We start from the raw sequence: 17,456 nt of genomic DNA, 5'->3' as shown, positions 1-17,456 counted from the left end.
ACAAAAATGCCCCTACTTTAAGGGGCATTTAGTTAATGTGTATTTAGTTATCTGAATTTCGCTTATTGAAACACTTTATCTACTGCAAGTACTTCAATGTTTTTCGCAGGAATAGATAACTTGTAATCTGCGATTACTTTATCTTCAGCTACTAGCTCTGCTGGCTTTTCTGCGTTATACACCATAGGTGATGTTTGCTCAGACGCTAAGCGTTTTTGCATGTCTTTGCCATCACCAGTGATAAATACATACTGGATATCATCAGTTTGTAAGTTTTCTTTTATCACGCGATTTACGTCAGCAAGGCTTAGCTTCTCAAGCTGGCTCGTTACATACTTCACAAACGAATCCGTGTTATAAAATTCACTATCCAGCGCATAGCCTAATTGGCGGTTTTGACTGGCGACCATTTGCGGCACAAAGTTGATCAAGAAGTTACGCGTTGCGTCAAAGTCTTTTTCTGTCATGCCATTTTTGATTAGCTTATCAAGCTCAAATAAAGCCGTACGTGTTGCAAAGTGTGCATCATTGTTAGAGCGCAATGGACGCAACCACACTTGGAATATTTGCTCTGAACGGCCAAGATTAGCATCCGGCTTGGTTTGGAACATACCACGAGGGAAATATTCAATATAAGCATAATCGCCGTAGTTCATACCGCGCGTTTGACGAATACGGTTGTACAAATACGAATTTGAACTACGGTGCTCACCAAAATATGAACGCACTAGCCAAAGTGCTGTCCAATCTTCGCTACTACGAATTGTATCAATCGGGAAGCCAAACGATACAGCAGTAGATTGTGCCGACTTTTCTACAATCGTTGCATGATGGCCTTTAAGCGCTGGTGCGTCAGGAATTGATAAACGGCTTTGCTCACCTTTTGGCAAATCAGTTAAGTCATTAAACATAGTCGCTTTAAGTGACTCTGGTACCGCACCAATTAAGCCAAGGGTTAGTTTAGCTTGAGTAAACTCTTTAGCGTAAAAGGCTTTAACATCATCAAGCGTTAACGCTTCAAGATCTGATAAGTCACCATAGTTATAACTTTCATACGGGTGACCTTGATAAAGTTTATGGTAAAGCACTTCTTTACCTAGCTCTTCATCATTAGACGCTTTAAGACCTGACTTAATACCATCAATCAGCTCTTTCTTTAAACGTTTAAAATCATCTTCTCTAAAGCCAGGATTAAGTAACTGCTCACTTACTAACGCATACCACTGAGCCGCATTATCTTTATGTACACGCCCTTGTAGCGAGATCATTTCTTTATCTAACTGATAACCAAAGCTGCCCGCTAATGGGTAAAGTGCTTGTTTAATATCGTTATAACTCTTAGATTCAGAGCCACCTTGCGCAAGCATTGCCGCTGTAAGCGCTGCGACACCTTTTTTACCTTTAGGATCAGCGGCCGCACCGGTATGGAATAACCAGTTAACATCAATCAAAGGTGAGCTATTGGTTTTATCTAGCACCTTAAAATGACGCTCTTTAACCGTTTGCTTACTGGCCACAAGTGTATTTAAATCGACTTCCTGCTCAAAGCCAGCAATTTTATCAAGCGCCGACATGGTCACCGTAGTACGGCTACTATCGACAAAGTATTTATTGGCAATGTCTTGAATGTCTTGCGCACTAATACTATCTGCGGTGGCATATAGCTGGTTTACAACCTCAGGATCACGCTCAAAATGCATGTAACTTGCAAGGGTTGATGCAATCGCTTGCGATGAATCGAGGCCATTTATAAAGCTATATTTAAGGTTAGATTTTAAATCAGCAAGCTTTTGACTATCCACCAGCTCCGTACGCGCTTTTGCATAAGTGTTATTGATTGCATCACGGGCTTTAACTAAATCGGCTTCGTTTTCTACTTTTACAAATACATGCAATAAACCCGGATCTTTGGTATCTGGGTTATAGGTAAACATTTGGCTGGCAATTTGTTTATCAACAACTAATTCTTGATACAGCTCAGAGTTATTTGAAAAATAAAGCTGCGACAGTAAATCAAGCGCCGCACGGTCTTTTTGCTCAGGCAGCCAAGCAGCCCCTTTATAAGACACTAATAACCAATGACCTGGCAGGCCTTCGTTTTGCTCGTGTACATATTTAGCGGCTTGTTGTTTTGGCTCTATTGGAATGTCAGCAACATAGTCGCCTTTTTGCCACTTACCCCAATGTTTTTTCACCATAGCCATGGTTTGTTGTGGGTCAACATCACCGACAATCACCAGCGATACATATTCAGGCTTATAAAATTTATCAAAGAATTCTTTACCGTAGGCCATTTGATCTGGCATGGCTTCAATGTCTTCAAAAAAGCCCATAGTGGTGTGTTTATAAGTATGCTTTTCAAACGCTTCATTACGCACAGCTGAAAGCAACTTGCGAATTGGGCTGGCATTATTTTTTAGGTATTCGCCTTTGACTGTTAACGCTTCAGTACGAAACTGCTCTTCTGAATATTTTAAGTTTTGAAAGATATCAGCTTCAATCTCTAGCACTTTATCTAGGTGCTGCTTGGAAAAGTTTAGGTGGTAATTTGTATAATCGTTCGTTGTATAGGCACGATTATCAACACCTGAGTTTTTTAAGATATCTGAATAAACATCTTGCGGGAATTTTTCAGAGCCTTTAAACATCATGTGTTCAAAAAAGTGAGCAAAGCCGGTTTTACCTGCTTCTACTTCGTTACGAGAACCGACAGATACCGGGATTTGCAATGAAACGACATCTGGGTAGTCAGTTTTAACCACCATAACCCGCAAACCGTTATCAAGCTCTTCGAGTACATAATCTTGTGAGAACACACGGCTATCGGCGCTTGCTACTGAATTTTGCTCTATCTCAACTTCTTTAACCATCGTTGCGCTTTCATTACTTGCGCAACCACTCAGTGCCAGCGTTACCGCTAAGCTTGTTGCTAATAATTTAAATTTCATTGTTATCCCTTGTTAGTTGAATAAATTTATTGTTGTTAGATATTCGATTATGCAACAAACCGACCGAATATAAGAGCCCTTGGCCAATGATTTATGTAAACAGTTGTGTATTTTCTGTACCTAAAAACAGATTAAACATGAGATAAATTCATACACATTGAGAAAGTTTCATTAAAAAAATCTATCTAGACGTCTAAATGGCTGCTATATTATCTGACATAGAAAGTTAATTGGCTGGAATGAGGATTATGGCTTTATCATTACAAGAGAAAATTGAAGACACCAATCAGGGTGTTTACTTAATTGGCACCACACCACCGCGCATTGGTACCGATAAAGCCCAGCTTGAAACCATTGCCCAAAAGCTGTTAGGTCGCTTGCACGAAATAGAATACGATGGCGTTGTTATTTATGACATTCAAGATGAAAGCAGCCGAACTGAGCAGCCTCGCCCTTTTCCGTTTAAACAAACCGTTGACCCTCGTGAATATAGCCGCTTGTTACGCCAATTATCACAGCAAGATGTGATCACTTATAAAAGTGTAGCGCAACGTGGTGAAGCCGAATTTAACCAGTGGCTCGACGAAACTAAAAATGACTTTGATTTAACAAACTTGGTACTCGTTGGTAGCCCCTCGTCTAGTGGTGACATCAAACTGAGCTTACCAAACGCATACAAAGCACTATCAAAGCAAGCTGACAACTTCTTTTTGGGTGGCGTCACAATTGCCGAGCGCCATGCAAGTAAGCGTAACGAACACGAACGCTTACTTGAAAAAACCGCACAAGGCTGCCAATTTTTTATCTCGCAAGCCGTATATAATGCACAAGATACCATTGATTTGATCACCAGCTATGCACGCAGCTGCAAAGCACAGGGAATTAAGCCAAACCGTATCATCTTAACGTTTACGCCGTGTGGCAGTGAAAAAACACTTGAGTTTATGCAGTGGTTGGGGATTTCAGTGCCAGAAGCAACCAAATGGCGCATGCTTGATTCGCATAATCCACTAAGTGAATCAGTGCGTATTTGCCGTGAAAATTTAGATTTGATTTTGCAAAGCTGCGCTCATTTAGATGTACCTTTAGGATTAAATATTGAAAGTTTAACCAACCGTAAAGAAGAGATTGATGCATCAATCAACCTTTATCGCTTGTTAAAAGCAACGATGGAGCTGAACCTAGCTGAGAAGCAAATAGCTTAGGTTCGGGCTTCGGGCTTCGGGCTTCGGGCTTCGGGCTTCGGGCAATAATGATACGCGACGTAGCATAAGACAGCTCAAGTATTTAGCTTCGTTTATTTGAATAAGGCCTATCTTGAACTGTCAGATTTGTGCCATAAGCGGACGGTCTTAACCTCAGACCCTTGTTATGAGCCATTTTTATAAACGCCATAATAAGTTACACCCGCCTGTACAAGCCCTACGATGATTAATGCAAAAGTTAACCACTTTGTAGCGCTGGATTGAGACAAATTATCTCTGTGTCTTTTTTGATCTTCTTCATATTCAGATATAGTCACCAGAGCTTTAGGTGATAATTTAAAGCCGTATTGGACTGAAGCTAACTCCCCGCTATCGGCGAGAGACTTTAGTAACAAATCGTTGTACGCAAGTTGCCTAGATTTGTCAGGGTGAAAGACCCACTTTTGTGTATATAGAAGACCAGATAGAGAAACTGAACTTACAGTGAAATTTCTATTTTCAATGGTTTCTTCAAGAATTAATTTGAGAGTTTCTATCCTTTCAGAGCGCACCAACTCCTTGCGATTAAATAGGAATTGTTGAACTTTACCAAGAAAAATTTTCAATCTATCCCAAGGTAATATGCCTTCCAAAATATACTGTGCAATTGAAGAGTAACGTAAGTCGTATATTCCGTAAAAGTGCGTTATATCTAAATCGTAGTCAATGAGCCAAGCCCAAGGAATTGATAGTTCTCCATAATCTTCTCCATTAAGCCAATATTTACCAGTAACTCCTTTCGAATCAATTTCGTTACAGAAAATAGTCCATGACTCGTCTTTTGCTCGAATATAGACAACATTACAATCAACCTTCTTAGCTTTACCTCCAGATCTAGGAATCCTATCTGGGGCTGGTTTCTTGAGAAGTGATTTAATTATCCATCTTTTGAAGAAATTCACGAGGCTATCCCTAATGGCTAATAACGCCTCATTAAGAGGCAAAAAATTGTTGGCTAAAATAGGTGAACGTAGTGAACAAAAAGCCAACTGTTTTTTGTCCTTTTGAGTGACTTATTATAAGTAAATTAACACCCACTTGGACTTACGCGAGAACAACCACTATAACCTGAGCCACCAACAAATATAGTATTTACTATTAAACCTATGATGATTGCTGCCACAGTTATATAAAATGAAAACTTCAGTGATTCAATAACCAAAACTCTACTTATATTATTCCGTTCAAACCAAATCATAGCAATAAATGAAGAAACAAAAGCTATTGGCACTCCGACTTTAGGTTCCCATACGGTAAGCATAATAACAAAGAATATTAATATAGGTTTCCAGTACACCGCGAAAAACAGGAATGCGATGACAGCTGATAATGCAAAAAGACCACCAAAAACTAAATCCATGCGCAAGATTCCACTTTACTTATAACAAATTTATCAGGGGACACTTTCCCTATTTTAGCGTGAAAACGTCCTTATTTAGTTAACTTATATTAGTAACAAATAATGTAAGCTATTGCCAGTTATAAATATTATGCTTTTTGTAGCTTATATAAATATGTAAAAAAGAGGAAAGTGTCCTCTTACTCTTACTAAGTTAATGACAAGTCACTTGATTGACGGCTTATCGCTCTTATCTGCCTGTCAGCTGATAGCTAAAAACTGAAAGCTTTTATTTACGTCGTCTACTAGGTGCTCTTTGTCCTGTAATACGTTTTTTATCACGGTCTTTTCGCGACTTATTAGAGTTTTTGCGATTATCTTTGGGCTTTTTATTTGGATCGGGCTCGTACCCTGCCAGCCATTGTGGCGTTAGCCGTGTATCAAGTAGCACTTCAATTTCTTCTAATAGCCATTGCTCATCAAGACTCACTAACGACATCGCTAAGCCTTGCTCACCTGCGCGGCCTGTACGACCTATTCGGTGTACATAATCTTCAGCTATATAAGGTAGTTCAAAGTTAATCACATATTTTAGTGAGACAATATCTAAACCACGGGCAGCAACATCCGTAGCAACGAGCACCCGAGTTGTGCCTTCTTTGAAGTTTTGTAGCGCTCTGTCACGTGCGCCTTGTGATTTATCGCCATGAATGGATTCTGTTTTAAGCCCGTCTTTGCACATTTCTTTGGCAAGCTTATCGGCCATTTGTTTAGTACGCGTAAAAATAAGTACTTGGCGCCAGTTTTTCATACCTATCATGTGGGAGACCAGCTCTCGCTTACGATCTTCATCAACGGCATAAATCACTTGTTCCACTTCTACGGCAGCGGAGTTGCGCTTATCAACTTCAACAAGTTTAGGGTCTTTAAGTAACTTTTTACTAAGCTCAAATACGCTGTCATCAAAGGTGGCTGAAAATAGTAAGGTTTGGCGCTCACTTGGCACGTGGCGCAAGATACGTTTTATTTCATCAATAAAACCCATATCTAGCATGCGATCAGCTTCATCAAACACCAATGAATCAACCGAGCTTAGAATAATGCTGCCTTTGATAATATGATCCAACAAGCGCCCAGGAGTTGCCACTACAACTTGTGCCTCTTTCATTGCTTTGACTTGTGGGCCAATGCTAGCTCCACCATATGCCAATGCACCTTTTATATTTGAACCTTGAGCATATTTTTCAAAGCTTGCAAACACTTGTTGAGCCAGCTCTCGGGTTGGCGTTAAAATTAATACACGGGCCGTGCCTTGCTCATCTTTTTTATCACTGGTTAATAACTTATGTAGTAAAGGCAATACGAAGGCAGCCGTTTTACCTGTCCCTGTTTGCGCACTTCCCATTACATCATTACCGGCCAAAATAAGCGGAATGGTTTGTAACTGGATTGCCGTGGGTGTTTGATAGTTATTTAGCTTAAGGGCATTAAGCAGTAACGGGTCGAGATGAAGATCAGTAAAAGTAGCAGCAGACATAGCGTAAACTTAAAAAACGAATAATAACGCTATTGTACGCACAAAATAGACAACAAAAAAGGCGCTTACGCGCCTTCATTTAAAGCAAATAACAGTCGTATTTAAGCAACCGGTTTGAGTGTTTCTTTTCGTTGATTATAAAACGAAATGAGATCATCAACAGTCTCTTGGCAATATTCACGAATGCCAGATACCAACATATGCTTTTCACCCGAACCCACTTTTTGGCCATTTTCAAGCAAGTTAAAGCGTAAGGTAATTTTACCGCGCTTACCTGAGTACTCAAAATCAGGCTCTGCAAACTCTAATGTCGGTGCCTTGATATCTATGTTATCTAAGTTAATCAGCATTGACTCATAAATAACCATAGGGCGAGCTGGGTTGATCATCACCTCTTGTTTGCCCATCAGTGGAATAATCACATGCGGAAAGGTTGTGCCCGAGAACTCGACGTAGTTTTTAATTAAACTATCTGTCAACGTTTGGCACTTGCTATTTTGGCCTTCGCGCTTAACTCGCAGCATGACTTTTTCGCCACTGGTAATGGCAAACTCTTCGCCACCTTCAGGAAAGTTTAACTTAGTGTTTTCATCCACCATGCCAGCAAAGGTAAACTCCATTTTTTCACTAATGCCATAACGACTTAGGACCAATGCAAACAGCAAATCTCCAGGTACACAAAACTTCTTTGCATCTTTATCATGAAGTGGGTTGTAATCATCGGCTACGCATTTTGCAAAACGACACCCTTGTTCACGGGAAATTGAAATATGATCAGCATGTTGCTGAAAAAAAGGACTTAACATAGTTTGTTCACTGCTTAAACTGCTTATAACCCGCCTATTCTACCAGATTAAATAACAATAGAGGTCGAATCTGTTAAACTTTTGTTTATAACTTAGACGTAACATTTTGAAAAATCCCGCTTTGCAGCGACAGCGCAAGGGAAAACTAGTTATGCTTGCTAGGCATAAGTTATAACAAATTCCATATTTTTGTATAAAGTAGTTAACATTTACTAAAAAATAAGTAAAACTAACGGTTGTTGTCGTTGTACAATGGCAACCTAATTAACAAGAAAATGACGTACTTTTCAAAGGTTTCATAGGGACTGAGGCTACAAAAAGCTAGCACTTTAACGTCCACAAAAATACGAGGCAGCTAATGCAATTACGTTTTAGCCAAGCCTGATTTTATTTTAGGTATACCGGTTTGCTCTACCCTAAGGCTTTTAGAATCGTTGATATAATAAAACTCAATAAAGCAGCACTGTACATTGCATTGATCTATAGTGCGATTTATAGCGCTTGTCTCTTTGCTAAATCAACAGATAAACCTTTTTTTAAAGTATCGCCTTCGGTCTGTATCACTGAAACAAAACAAAAACTTTGCGAGTTCAATATTCAAGTGAACCTTATCTTAGCCCCCTACAAAGAGCTGTGTCTTGAAATATCAAATCGACCGCAATATACCCAATGCTATACAGCAACGGGAGTGATTAAAGAGCGTTTTAAATTGCAAACGACCCACTCAATTATGGTTCAACTTATCGATCCACTTACCAACCGAATTGTTAAAGAACAAGAGTTATCAATTGCTAATTATGAAGCGAGTGATTATCGCATCAAGCGTCGTTTTGGCTGGAGTTTATAATGCATCATATATTTGTCATCGAAGATGACCTAAAACTTGCTAACTTAATACAAAAGTTTTTATTAAAGCAAAAATTTACAGTGGATGTATTTAATACCGTTCAAGAATATTGCGATCACAATACAACGTTTACGCCAAGCTTAATTATCTGTGACGTTATGTTGCCTGATGGTAATGGCTTTAGCTTGATAGATAATTTAAAAAAAAACCATGACTGCCCCATTATATTTTTAACGGCACTTGATTCTGTCCAGTCACAAATAAAAGGGCTTGAATTAGGTGCTAATGATTATTTAGTAAAACCAATTAGGCCCGAGCTTCTCCTTGCAAAAGTGAGAAATATCATCAATCAACAAGGGCAAAATCAACAATCACAAAGCTTATATATTGATGCAAGAAAACGCGACGCTATTTTTCTGAAAACACCGCTTGGCTTGAATGATAACGAGTTTGAAATTATATCATTTTTAGCTAAAAGTAGCCCCAAAGCAGTGACCAGAGAAGTATTGTTTAAGCATGTAATCGGCCGAGAATACGATGGCTTAGACAGAGCAGTGGATTTGAAAATAAGTCGCCTGCGAAAAAAATTAAAAACGCTTTTTGCTGATAAAGAATCATCTTTAGATATTAAATCTGTTCGTGGTAAAGGCTATAGCTTGGATATTACTGAGCCATGAACCAGAAATTTTTAAAACTCTATGTAATAATCACAATTAGCTTAATTGCGTTAGTGCTATCCTTTGGTCAACTTTACAATTATTTTTTCCCCGCAGCCACACCAAGTATTCAATTCAGCGTTGACGAATTTCGCTCTCTTATTGAAAATAAGCAATATAAAATAAAAGAACTAAGCGCATCTCAACTGATAATTCCTGAAAGCCTTGAACAAAAATTTGCCCAACAAGGCATAATTAAAGTCACTATTGATCAGCAATCTTATGTTTATCTAAAAGGTGAAAACCTACAAAACTTTCGTATTGGGCCTATTAATTTAACAACCGGACAACCGACAAATTGGGCTGCCTTTATCACTTTTTACTTGCTACTTGGTGGGCTCATATTACTGTTTATTCGGCCTATTTTCCGTGATTTAAGCTTATTACAATCAGCCGCCAAGCGTTTTAGTAAAAAACCAGAAAAAATAGATTTAGCCATAAGAAGTAACTCATCGATTGCACCGCTTGCTGGCACGTTCACTGAGATGTCGGAGCGAATAGAAAATTTTATTCAGCTGCATAGCGACTTATCTCGGATAATTTCCCACGAAATTAGAACTCCGCTATCCCGCATGCGGTTTGCGCTATCAATTTCAGACTATAGCGATGAAGAAAATGAGCAAATAGAGCGAGATATTGAAGAAATAGAGCTACGCTTGGAACAATACCTTTCATTTGCACGGCTTGAACATCAGCACAACGTTTTTTGCCAATCACGCACTCACCTCAATCAATTGATAGAGTCTGAAATTAACAAGTTTAGCCTTTATAAAGAGCTTAACTTCATACTCAGAAAAGATATAATCACGGTAAATTGCGAAGCCAGTTTTATGGCCATAGCGATGCAGAACTTACTCATCAACGCAACTAAGTATGCGAAACAGCAAATCATTGTTACCACCAGCCTCGATGAGGGGTTCTACACAATACATGTCATTGATGATGGCCCTGGACTCCCCATAAATGCGGGCGCACTGATAGAGCCTTTTCAGCAGGGTGAAAACGATAACCTTGCCAGCGGGTATGGCTTAGGCCTTTATATAGTAAAGCAAATCGCAAGCTGGCACGGAGGGACTATTTCACTGTGTAATAGCAATGAAACTGGTGGGGCTGATATTGCTATTCGTTGGCCTAAAAATGATAAGTAATGCCAGCAAACCCTGAGAAATAACCAGTTTCAGAAATCATAGGGTTATTAACTAAATCACTATCGAGCCAGGTGTGCTTAACATTCACATCGACACTAAAGCGCTCTGAAAGTGGGTATTCATAACTTAATTTAAAGTGATAGTTTAAAGCGCTTTTATTGTCGTAGCTGGGGATTCTTACCAGTGCTTCTCTGGCAGCCAAGGTATAGTAATAGCTGATTAGCTCTCGGTTTTTATACGTAGCACCAAGCTCTAAACCAAAGAGTGCATCATCAACGTTAAAGACCTTAAAGATATTCAATTGCCCTTCATGGCCATCATGCACACCGGTAACATCTTGCATCAAAGAAGCTTCTAGTAAAACACTGTCGCTAAGCTTGTAACCAGTAGATAATCCCGCTAGATAAGATAAGTCACGCTCAATCGGCGTTAACCCATCTTCAGGCCTTGAGGGAGTATCCTTTAAACCTCCGGAAACCACACCAGCGGCAAAGAGTTTATCAATACCATCTAACTCAAAGAAAAAACCATCTTCATTAAATCGACCAGAGATATCGACATAAAAATTACTCTGTTCAACTAGACTATAACCCACCGCAAAATTATCAAAAAACCAACGCTCACCATAATAAGTAAGGTTTGGCAAAATTGGGGTAGTAAAGTTATCTGAATTCAAAACAGGATTTTGAATACCGCCATAGCCTATTGAAACACTAGCGTGAAGCTCACCTTTTGCGATTAATTGCTTTTCAGCTAACGACTCTGCAAACACTGTTTGTGTAAAAGCTAAACTTGCTAGACTCAGAAGCACTTTTCTTAACATAATCGCCATAACCTAATAAAAATATAATCTGTAAATCTTTTGATAATGTAACATATTTATTTCATTGCAACTGTACGTTTTACGCATTTCAAATCAAGAAGTACGTTAAATTTATATAAGGGCTCCTTAGAGCCCTTATATTGATAATAACGTCTATTTAGTCACTCTTCTCCGACGCAAACTTGCAAAACCCGCCATCAACACAGTTAACCAGGCTAATGAACCACTGCTGCTGTTGCTTTTTGTCTCTTCAACTACGGTTGTATCTTCAACTTCATTCACCGTAAGAGTAAATGTTTCTTTTGATACTGTTGTCGGTGTATCTGTATAAGCAACCATTACTGTCACATTTACATCACCGGTAACACCCGCATTTGGTGTAACTTTCAATGTAGAACCAGATTCATGTCCCATTACTTCAATCTCTGCATTATCTGCAACGGCTGTAATAACGGTTTCTTTTCCTAGTTCATCTGTAAAGTTTACAACCAATTCAGCTACACCACCTTCATCGATAACCATATCATCCAGGCTGCTAATCGCTAATCGCTCACTGATAGTCACGACTTCGACATTCACCGTCGAGGTCGATTCATGCTCACCATCTGATACTGTTACTGTAAAGCTATGCTGACCCGGCTCTAAACCCGATACCGTCGTCATCGCAGCCGTTGCATCGGCAATTACACCCGCACCTGACCACGCAAAAGTGATTTCATCGCCATCGGCATCACTTGAACTTGATGCATCCAGTGTGACAACCTCTCCTTCAGTGATAACCACATCCGTAGTAGCGACTTCAACTACCGGTGCATCACTCACACCTGTCACGGTTAGCATAAACGTGGTGCTGGCTTTATCGGTTGGGTTTTCAATATCAGATACCACAACTTCGATTTCAGTTTCACCAAAGAAGTCTGCTACTGGCGTAATTGTGACTGTTTCGCCATCCACTTCATAGGTTACATCTGCTGAAATGACCGAGATTTCATTCTTCGAATTCATTTCATCAATATGATCAACATCGAATGAAACAGCCGTTTCTTCAGTGGTGGTCATGTCATTAAGTGGCACTATAGTGATATTACCCGGTACTGATAGGGTTTTAGTCACGCTGATATCAGCCATGCCTGACATTGACGTTGTTGCTGTAATTTCAAGGTTTTGACCTGATGCTGAAGGTAATACTTCCGCCCATGCCGTGACTTCAAATTGTGAAGACTCTGGGCCTACGTAATCCATACAGATAATGTAGTCGTCTTTTACGACTTCATCTAAGTTGTCATACGCTTGGCTATCGCCTTTGTGGCCATTTAACGGACCCCATAAATCCCACATACCTTTAAAGCCTTGTATACCAATACTTCCCTGACCTTGGGTACTGCCAAAGTCTATATTGTCATAGGCAAAATAAATTTCGTGCTCATTTTTACCAAAGCGTGTATTGGCATTAAATAACACTTGAAAGTCAAAGCTATTGTCTCGCTTAGTATAAGTAATCTGACGTGTCTGAGGGTCTTGCGCTATATCGCCATAATCAGCGGCGTTATCCCATTCAACAATAGCCCAACCTGAGGCTGTACTGGCCATTGAGATACCTTCACTTGCCGATAAGCCAACTGACATCATGTCTTTAACTTTCAAGCCGGTATCTTTAGAGTTGTATTCAGCACGCCACAATGGTGCTAATACTTCATTGGGGAAGGTATTAAATGGTAAACGAGAATGCCCTGTGCCTCTAATTGGTGCACCAGAAAAGTCGACCATACCATTACCTTTGATTTGTATTAAAGAGCCTGGTACGTTGCTATCCTCAGTATTGTTATACAAGCTGAAGGCATCATAGTAACCTCCAAATAACGTATTTAATGGGACAACCCAACCTCTGCTATATTGAATCATTCCTGTGTCATCAAAGCCACTCAGTGACGGATTAATGCCAAACTCAGATAAGTTAATATAGCCACCTGGGTTACTATTGCCTAAATCTGGCAATTTACACATTTCGTCTGTGATGTTATCGGTAATAATATAGTCAGCCGATAAATCAGATGTATCTTGCTGCACACCTGAAATAATAACTTTACCGTCAACAACCTCTGTACTTACTTCACTAGCACTGCCAACAAGTACATCGCTAGGACGAACGCTTAAACCCTCAGGAATATCAAGCTCGAATGAGAAATCGCGATCCTGCCCTGAGTTATTGGCTAATACTTCAAAAGTGAATGGGATGCGGTCGCCCACTTTAGCAGTTGAATTAGGAACATCTAAGTTAATCGCATCAACACCACGTTCAATTTTCAAAGGTACTGAGCCAATATTACCCACATTAACGGCTGATGTACCTACATCAATCATTGAGTAATAGATGGCATCTGGTTCCATTGCCATATCCCAATTGATAGTCATATCAACGGTTTCAACACCATCACTACCCGGTAGTGTTACGTCAATTTCATCTGCGTATTGATCGGTTACCACAGCAAATGCAACATCAAACGTCTCTTCAACCCCCTCTTGACCTGGATCTTTTGAGTTATAGATAACAGCCCAATATTCACCTGATTCTGGGTTGTTGATATTACAAAAGTTTTTGTAAAGTACATGACTTGATACACATAGGATCTCATCTTGCGGTTGAATAATACCATCGCCGTTGTAATCTTTACCGATGTAAACGTTTGGATTACCTCGATTATGAGTGCCTTCAAAAGGTGATTCAATATCAACAACTTCAACAGTAAAACGCTTAGCATTTGCAGGTACTGTTACAAATTTAGTGGCAATTGCTTCATCTAAAATATCATCAGGGTTAACTTCATCAGTGCGGTTCATTGCCCATGGGAAAACTTGGTCACTATCTTTAGGTATTACAAAGGTTTCAACAGTTGCTTTTACCGGCTTATAAGCCTGAGCCACAGGTGCTGCCACATTTGGTAAGTTTACGTTATTAACGACAAATGAACCTTGGTCTGCATGCGCTGTTGTTTTCACCGATGATGGAAGGTCGCCACGATCATATTTAAACACCACTGGCCACTGCGCATCAGGAATGTCAGCCTGTTCAGCCTTGAAAGTTAGTCGGCTATGCAATTCAACTTCTGCGTTACTAAACCAATCTTGCGTGTCCATAATTGATGCTTTAACAATAATGGTTTGGCTCTCGCCTTTTTTCAGGCTGAATGTGCTTGGTTCAACTTCAATATTAACGCCATTTTGTGCTGATTGCTGACGGCTATCAAAGTTCCAGTTTACAACATCACCCTGACTTACTGACCATGTACCATCCTCTGTTGCAGTGATTGTACGTATCCACTGACATTCCGGTTTACACGAGAAGTTAACTAAGTTAGGTAAGTTTAGCTTATGTGGTGTACCACCGTTGTATGGATCAGCTGCTAAGAAGTTATCTGCGCTTTCATCCATTACAAAGCCGGCTTTGGCAGCACTTGCAACATTCACTCGGCCAGTACCCGCACGGTATGTCTCAGCTTTTTCAATATCACCTGTCGCATTATTTAGACGGCGATACTGCACCACGTTATCTGCGGTCATTAGTAACGCAGATTGAATTTGCGCTGGCGTCCACTCTGGATGGATTTGGCGAAGTAGTGCCATTGAGCCGGCAATATGCGGAGACGCCATCGAAGTACCGCTTATTGCGATATAATCTTGACCATTTGGTGTTGGTAAAAACGGATGCTCATCTGAATATGCAGCATAAATATTAACGCCTGGCGCTGAAATAGCTGGCGCTAAAATTTCTTCATTTTGATATGAAGGACCACGAGATGAGAAGTCAGCTAACCAGTCAGCATCTTCAGGTTTTACACGGCGCTCAATTACCGTCGGTTTAATAGTAATTTGATGACCTAACTCTGAGTTGTGATCAATCCAATCTTCTAAGCCTTGATCAGGGTAGACACCATGCCATTGATCATAAGTAAAGTGAACACTTGGTAATTCGTAGCTTTCAGCAACTGTACCTTGATCAGCAAGTTTATTAAACATAATAAAGCCATCAGCACCACCAGCTTTAACATTACTTACTTTGGCAGTACGCGCATTTGCTGTAGGGTCAGCTGGATCATGGCGTTGGCAAACAACAAATACATTGCTCGAGCCATCCGCAGCACCAGGAATAGCAGTGCCATCTTTAAAGAAATCAAACGCCCCTTCAGGGTATTCAGTAGCACAATAACCATTGCTATCTTTTTCACCGTTAATATCTTCGTAATCTTTAGCCCAAACAACGACACCGGTGATTTCATCGGTATTGATTGAACCACCCACTAAGCCAGTGTCAGACCATGCAGGTACCTCAGCACCCAGAGCTGGATCAATAAACCCGGCAAACTCAACCATAGTATCCACAGCAATTGTACGACCATGAGTTGTCGCAGCCACTTGTGCAAGCCAAGGTGATGAATTATCTAAATAACCAAAACACTCGTCACCACATGCTTGACCATTATTACCCGCTGCGGCTGCAACACTAATACCCGCTTCACGCGCGGCTAAAAATGCAAGCTGTACCGGGTCAGCCCACACATTTGAGTCAGCACCACCAATTGAGAAGTTCAGTACATCAACACCATCAGAAATCGCATCTTCAATACCTGCCACAAGTGCTTCACCAGGACAACCTGAATACTCTTCACTACTTGGGTAACACACTTGATAAGAAATAACGTTAGCATGCGGAGCCACACCTGACAGTTGTGGGAACAACGCTTCTTTTAATACCTTACCATCAGATTCTTCGCCATACCCTGCAACCATGTAAGGTACGTCATATAACACGTTACCAGCAGCTGTAGAGGCAACATGCGAACCATGTCCTTGATAGTCTTCACCAATCGCAGGCCAACCAGGGATCATAGCTGAATATGAATCTGTAACAACATCATATGAGCGTACACCAATGAGTTTATTATTACATTGCACCTCATCAGGCTCTTCGACACAGTCACCTACATAATTGCCAGCACCAAATGGGTTTGTATGTTCATAACCGTCACCACCAACAGCTGCAAATGAAGGATGATCAGAGTTAATACCGGTATCGATAATACCGACGATTTGTCCTTCACCTTTACCTTGAATGCCACTTGGTACGCTGGTGCCATCCCAAATTTTGTCTGCACCTATATGGGTTGGGCCTTCATCAGAAAGTAAATCATATTTTTTAGAGCGCATAACCGAGCTAACACCACCAAGTGCTGATACTCTGCTTGCTTCTGCTTCGGTCATTTTCACAGAAAAGCCATTCAACGCTTTGGTGAATTGATGACGAATTTCAGTACGGCCAGTTGCTGCTGTAACACTATGCATTACAGTTTGTTGCTTTGTTAAAAGCTGGTTTTGGTAATCAACTACCGCTGAGATAGTTGCTTGGCCTTGTTCAAATAACTTATTTACACCTTGGCTACGCATCGTGCGCGCAAGCGGTGATGCTAAGTTTTGCGCCTCTAATGCAACCGAGTTGTCATTGAGTTTTACAATATAAACATGCTCGCCATCAAGACCCTCTTCTTGGAATTTATTACCTTGAGAATTGAGCTGTACGTTCAAACCATCGTTTTGCAACATGGTAGATGAACTAACATCTTGAAATTCTTCTGTTAACTTTTTTATATCTGCAAATGTAGCATTGACGGCTTGCACAGTATTGGGATTGACGACTTGATTATTTGCAGCGTGAAGAGCTCCCACGCTGCAAATTGCAGCTGCAACGGCAACTGATACAGTTTTGAGTTTCATTGAATTCCCCTGGATTATTGTAAATTATTATTCTAAAAATCTGCATATTTACAGCTTCATGCTTACAATATAACCACACGAAAAACAAAATGTCGTACACTTGCATGTAGCATTTTGTACACACAATTAACAAATAACACAAAAATACTGTATAGAAGCAATAGCAGTCTCAAATATAGGAAAACTTATTCAATACTGTAAAACTTAGGAGAGGTTATGAATGACAATACGTTAAACATGAAAAAAGGGCCTCGAAAGGCCCTTTGCTACTTAACACACTTA

General features: G+C 40.2%; 11 protein-coding genes. 4 read left to right on the top strand and 7 right to left on the bottom strand.

Features of this window, described 5'->3' with window-relative positions; all coding sequences use genetic code 11:
* Positions 1 to 62: 62 nt before the first annotated feature.
* A complete protein-coding gene (locus NQT69_RS13615) occupies positions 63 to 2,948 on the bottom strand; it encodes a M16 family metallopeptidase (protein ID WP_256828227.1) in 2,886 nt (961 codons plus the stop codon).
* Positions 2,949 to 3,196: 248 nt separating this feature from the next.
* Here NQT69_RS13615 and NQT69_RS13610 point away from each other — a divergent pair, with 248 nt between their 5' ends.
* Positions 3,197 to 4,153, top strand: a complete 957-nt coding sequence (locus NQT69_RS13610; protein ID WP_256828226.1) for a methylenetetrahydrofolate reductase — start codon at positions 3,197 to 3,199, stop codon at positions 4,151 to 4,153.
* Positions 4,154 to 4,317: 164 nt separating this feature from the next.
* Here the strand turns inward: NQT69_RS13610 and NQT69_RS13605 are convergent, their stop codons facing one another.
* The 4 genes from NQT69_RS13605 to NQT69_RS13590 form a co-directional block, all read right to left on the bottom strand.
* Positions 4,318 to 5,094, bottom strand: a complete 777-nt coding sequence (locus tag NQT69_RS13605) for a hypothetical protein (RefSeq protein WP_256828225.1) — start codon at positions 5,092 to 5,094, stop codon at positions 4,318 to 4,320.
* Between the two features lie 125 nt (positions 5,095 to 5,219).
* Positions 5,220 to 5,552 carry a hypothetical protein gene (locus tag NQT69_RS13600; protein ID WP_256828224.1) on the bottom strand — a complete coding sequence of 111 codons (333 nt, stop codon included), beginning with the start codon at positions 5,550 to 5,552 and terminating at the stop codon, positions 5,220 to 5,222.
* 268 nt (positions 5,553 to 5,820) lie between these two features.
* The gene (locus tag NQT69_RS13595; protein WP_256828223.1) at positions 5,821 to 7,068 is read right to left on the bottom strand and encodes a DEAD/DEAH box helicase; all 1,248 of its coding nucleotides are present in this window, start codon (positions 7,066 to 7,068) and stop codon (positions 5,821 to 5,823) included.
* Between the two features lie 101 nt (positions 7,069 to 7,169).
* Positions 7,170 to 7,874, bottom strand: a complete 705-nt coding sequence (locus tag NQT69_RS13590) for a DUF3581 domain-containing protein (protein WP_256828222.1) — start codon at positions 7,872 to 7,874, stop codon at positions 7,170 to 7,172.
* Between the two features lie 406 nt (positions 7,875 to 8,280).
* Between NQT69_RS13590 and NQT69_RS13585 the strand changes: the two genes are divergently transcribed.
* The 3 genes from NQT69_RS13585 to NQT69_RS13575 are packed head-to-tail and all read left to right on the top strand — an operon-like array spanning position 8,281 to position 10,585.
* On the top strand, positions 8,281 to 8,721 hold the full coding sequence (locus NQT69_RS13585) for a DUF3019 domain-containing protein (protein ID WP_256828221.1): 441 nt from the start codon (positions 8,281 to 8,283) through the stop codon (positions 8,719 to 8,721).
* Entirely contained in the window at positions 8,721 to 9,398 is a 678-nt protein-coding gene (locus NQT69_RS13580) for a response regulator transcription factor (RefSeq protein WP_256828220.1), read from the top strand. Before NQT69_RS13585 ends, NQT69_RS13580 begins: the two co-directional genes overlap by 1 nt.
* Positions 9,395 to 10,585 carry an ATP-binding protein gene (locus NQT69_RS13575; protein WP_256828219.1) on the top strand — a complete coding sequence of 397 codons (1,191 nt, stop codon included), beginning with the start codon at positions 9,395 to 9,397 and terminating at the stop codon, positions 10,583 to 10,585. The genes NQT69_RS13580 and NQT69_RS13575 overlap by 4 nt, the downstream gene beginning before the upstream one ends.
* Here NQT69_RS13575 and NQT69_RS13570 read toward each other — a convergent pair.
* Together NQT69_RS13570 and NQT69_RS19530 are read right to left on the bottom strand one after the other, a co-directional pair.
* Positions 10,569 to 11,408: a MipA/OmpV family protein gene (locus NQT69_RS13570; RefSeq protein ID WP_256828218.1), complete on the bottom strand. Its 840-nt coding sequence runs from the start codon at positions 11,406 to 11,408 to the stop codon at positions 10,569 to 10,571. The genes NQT69_RS13575 and NQT69_RS13570 overlap by 17 nt on opposite strands.
* Positions 11,409 to 11,561: 153 nt before the next feature.
* Complete coding sequence (locus tag NQT69_RS19530) at positions 11,562 to 17,174, bottom strand: S8 family serine peptidase (protein WP_306174053.1); 5,613 nt, start codon at positions 17,172 to 17,174, stop codon at positions 11,562 to 11,564.
* Positions 17,175 to 17,456: the final 282 nt, after the last annotated feature.

The organism is Pseudoalteromonas shioyasakiensis (genome assembly GCF_024518675.1).
GTDB lineage: Bacteria > Pseudomonadota > Gammaproteobacteria > Enterobacterales > Alteromonadaceae > Pseudoalteromonas > Pseudoalteromonas shioyasakiensis_B.
This window is presented reverse-complemented; position numbering and strand designations above follow the sequence as displayed.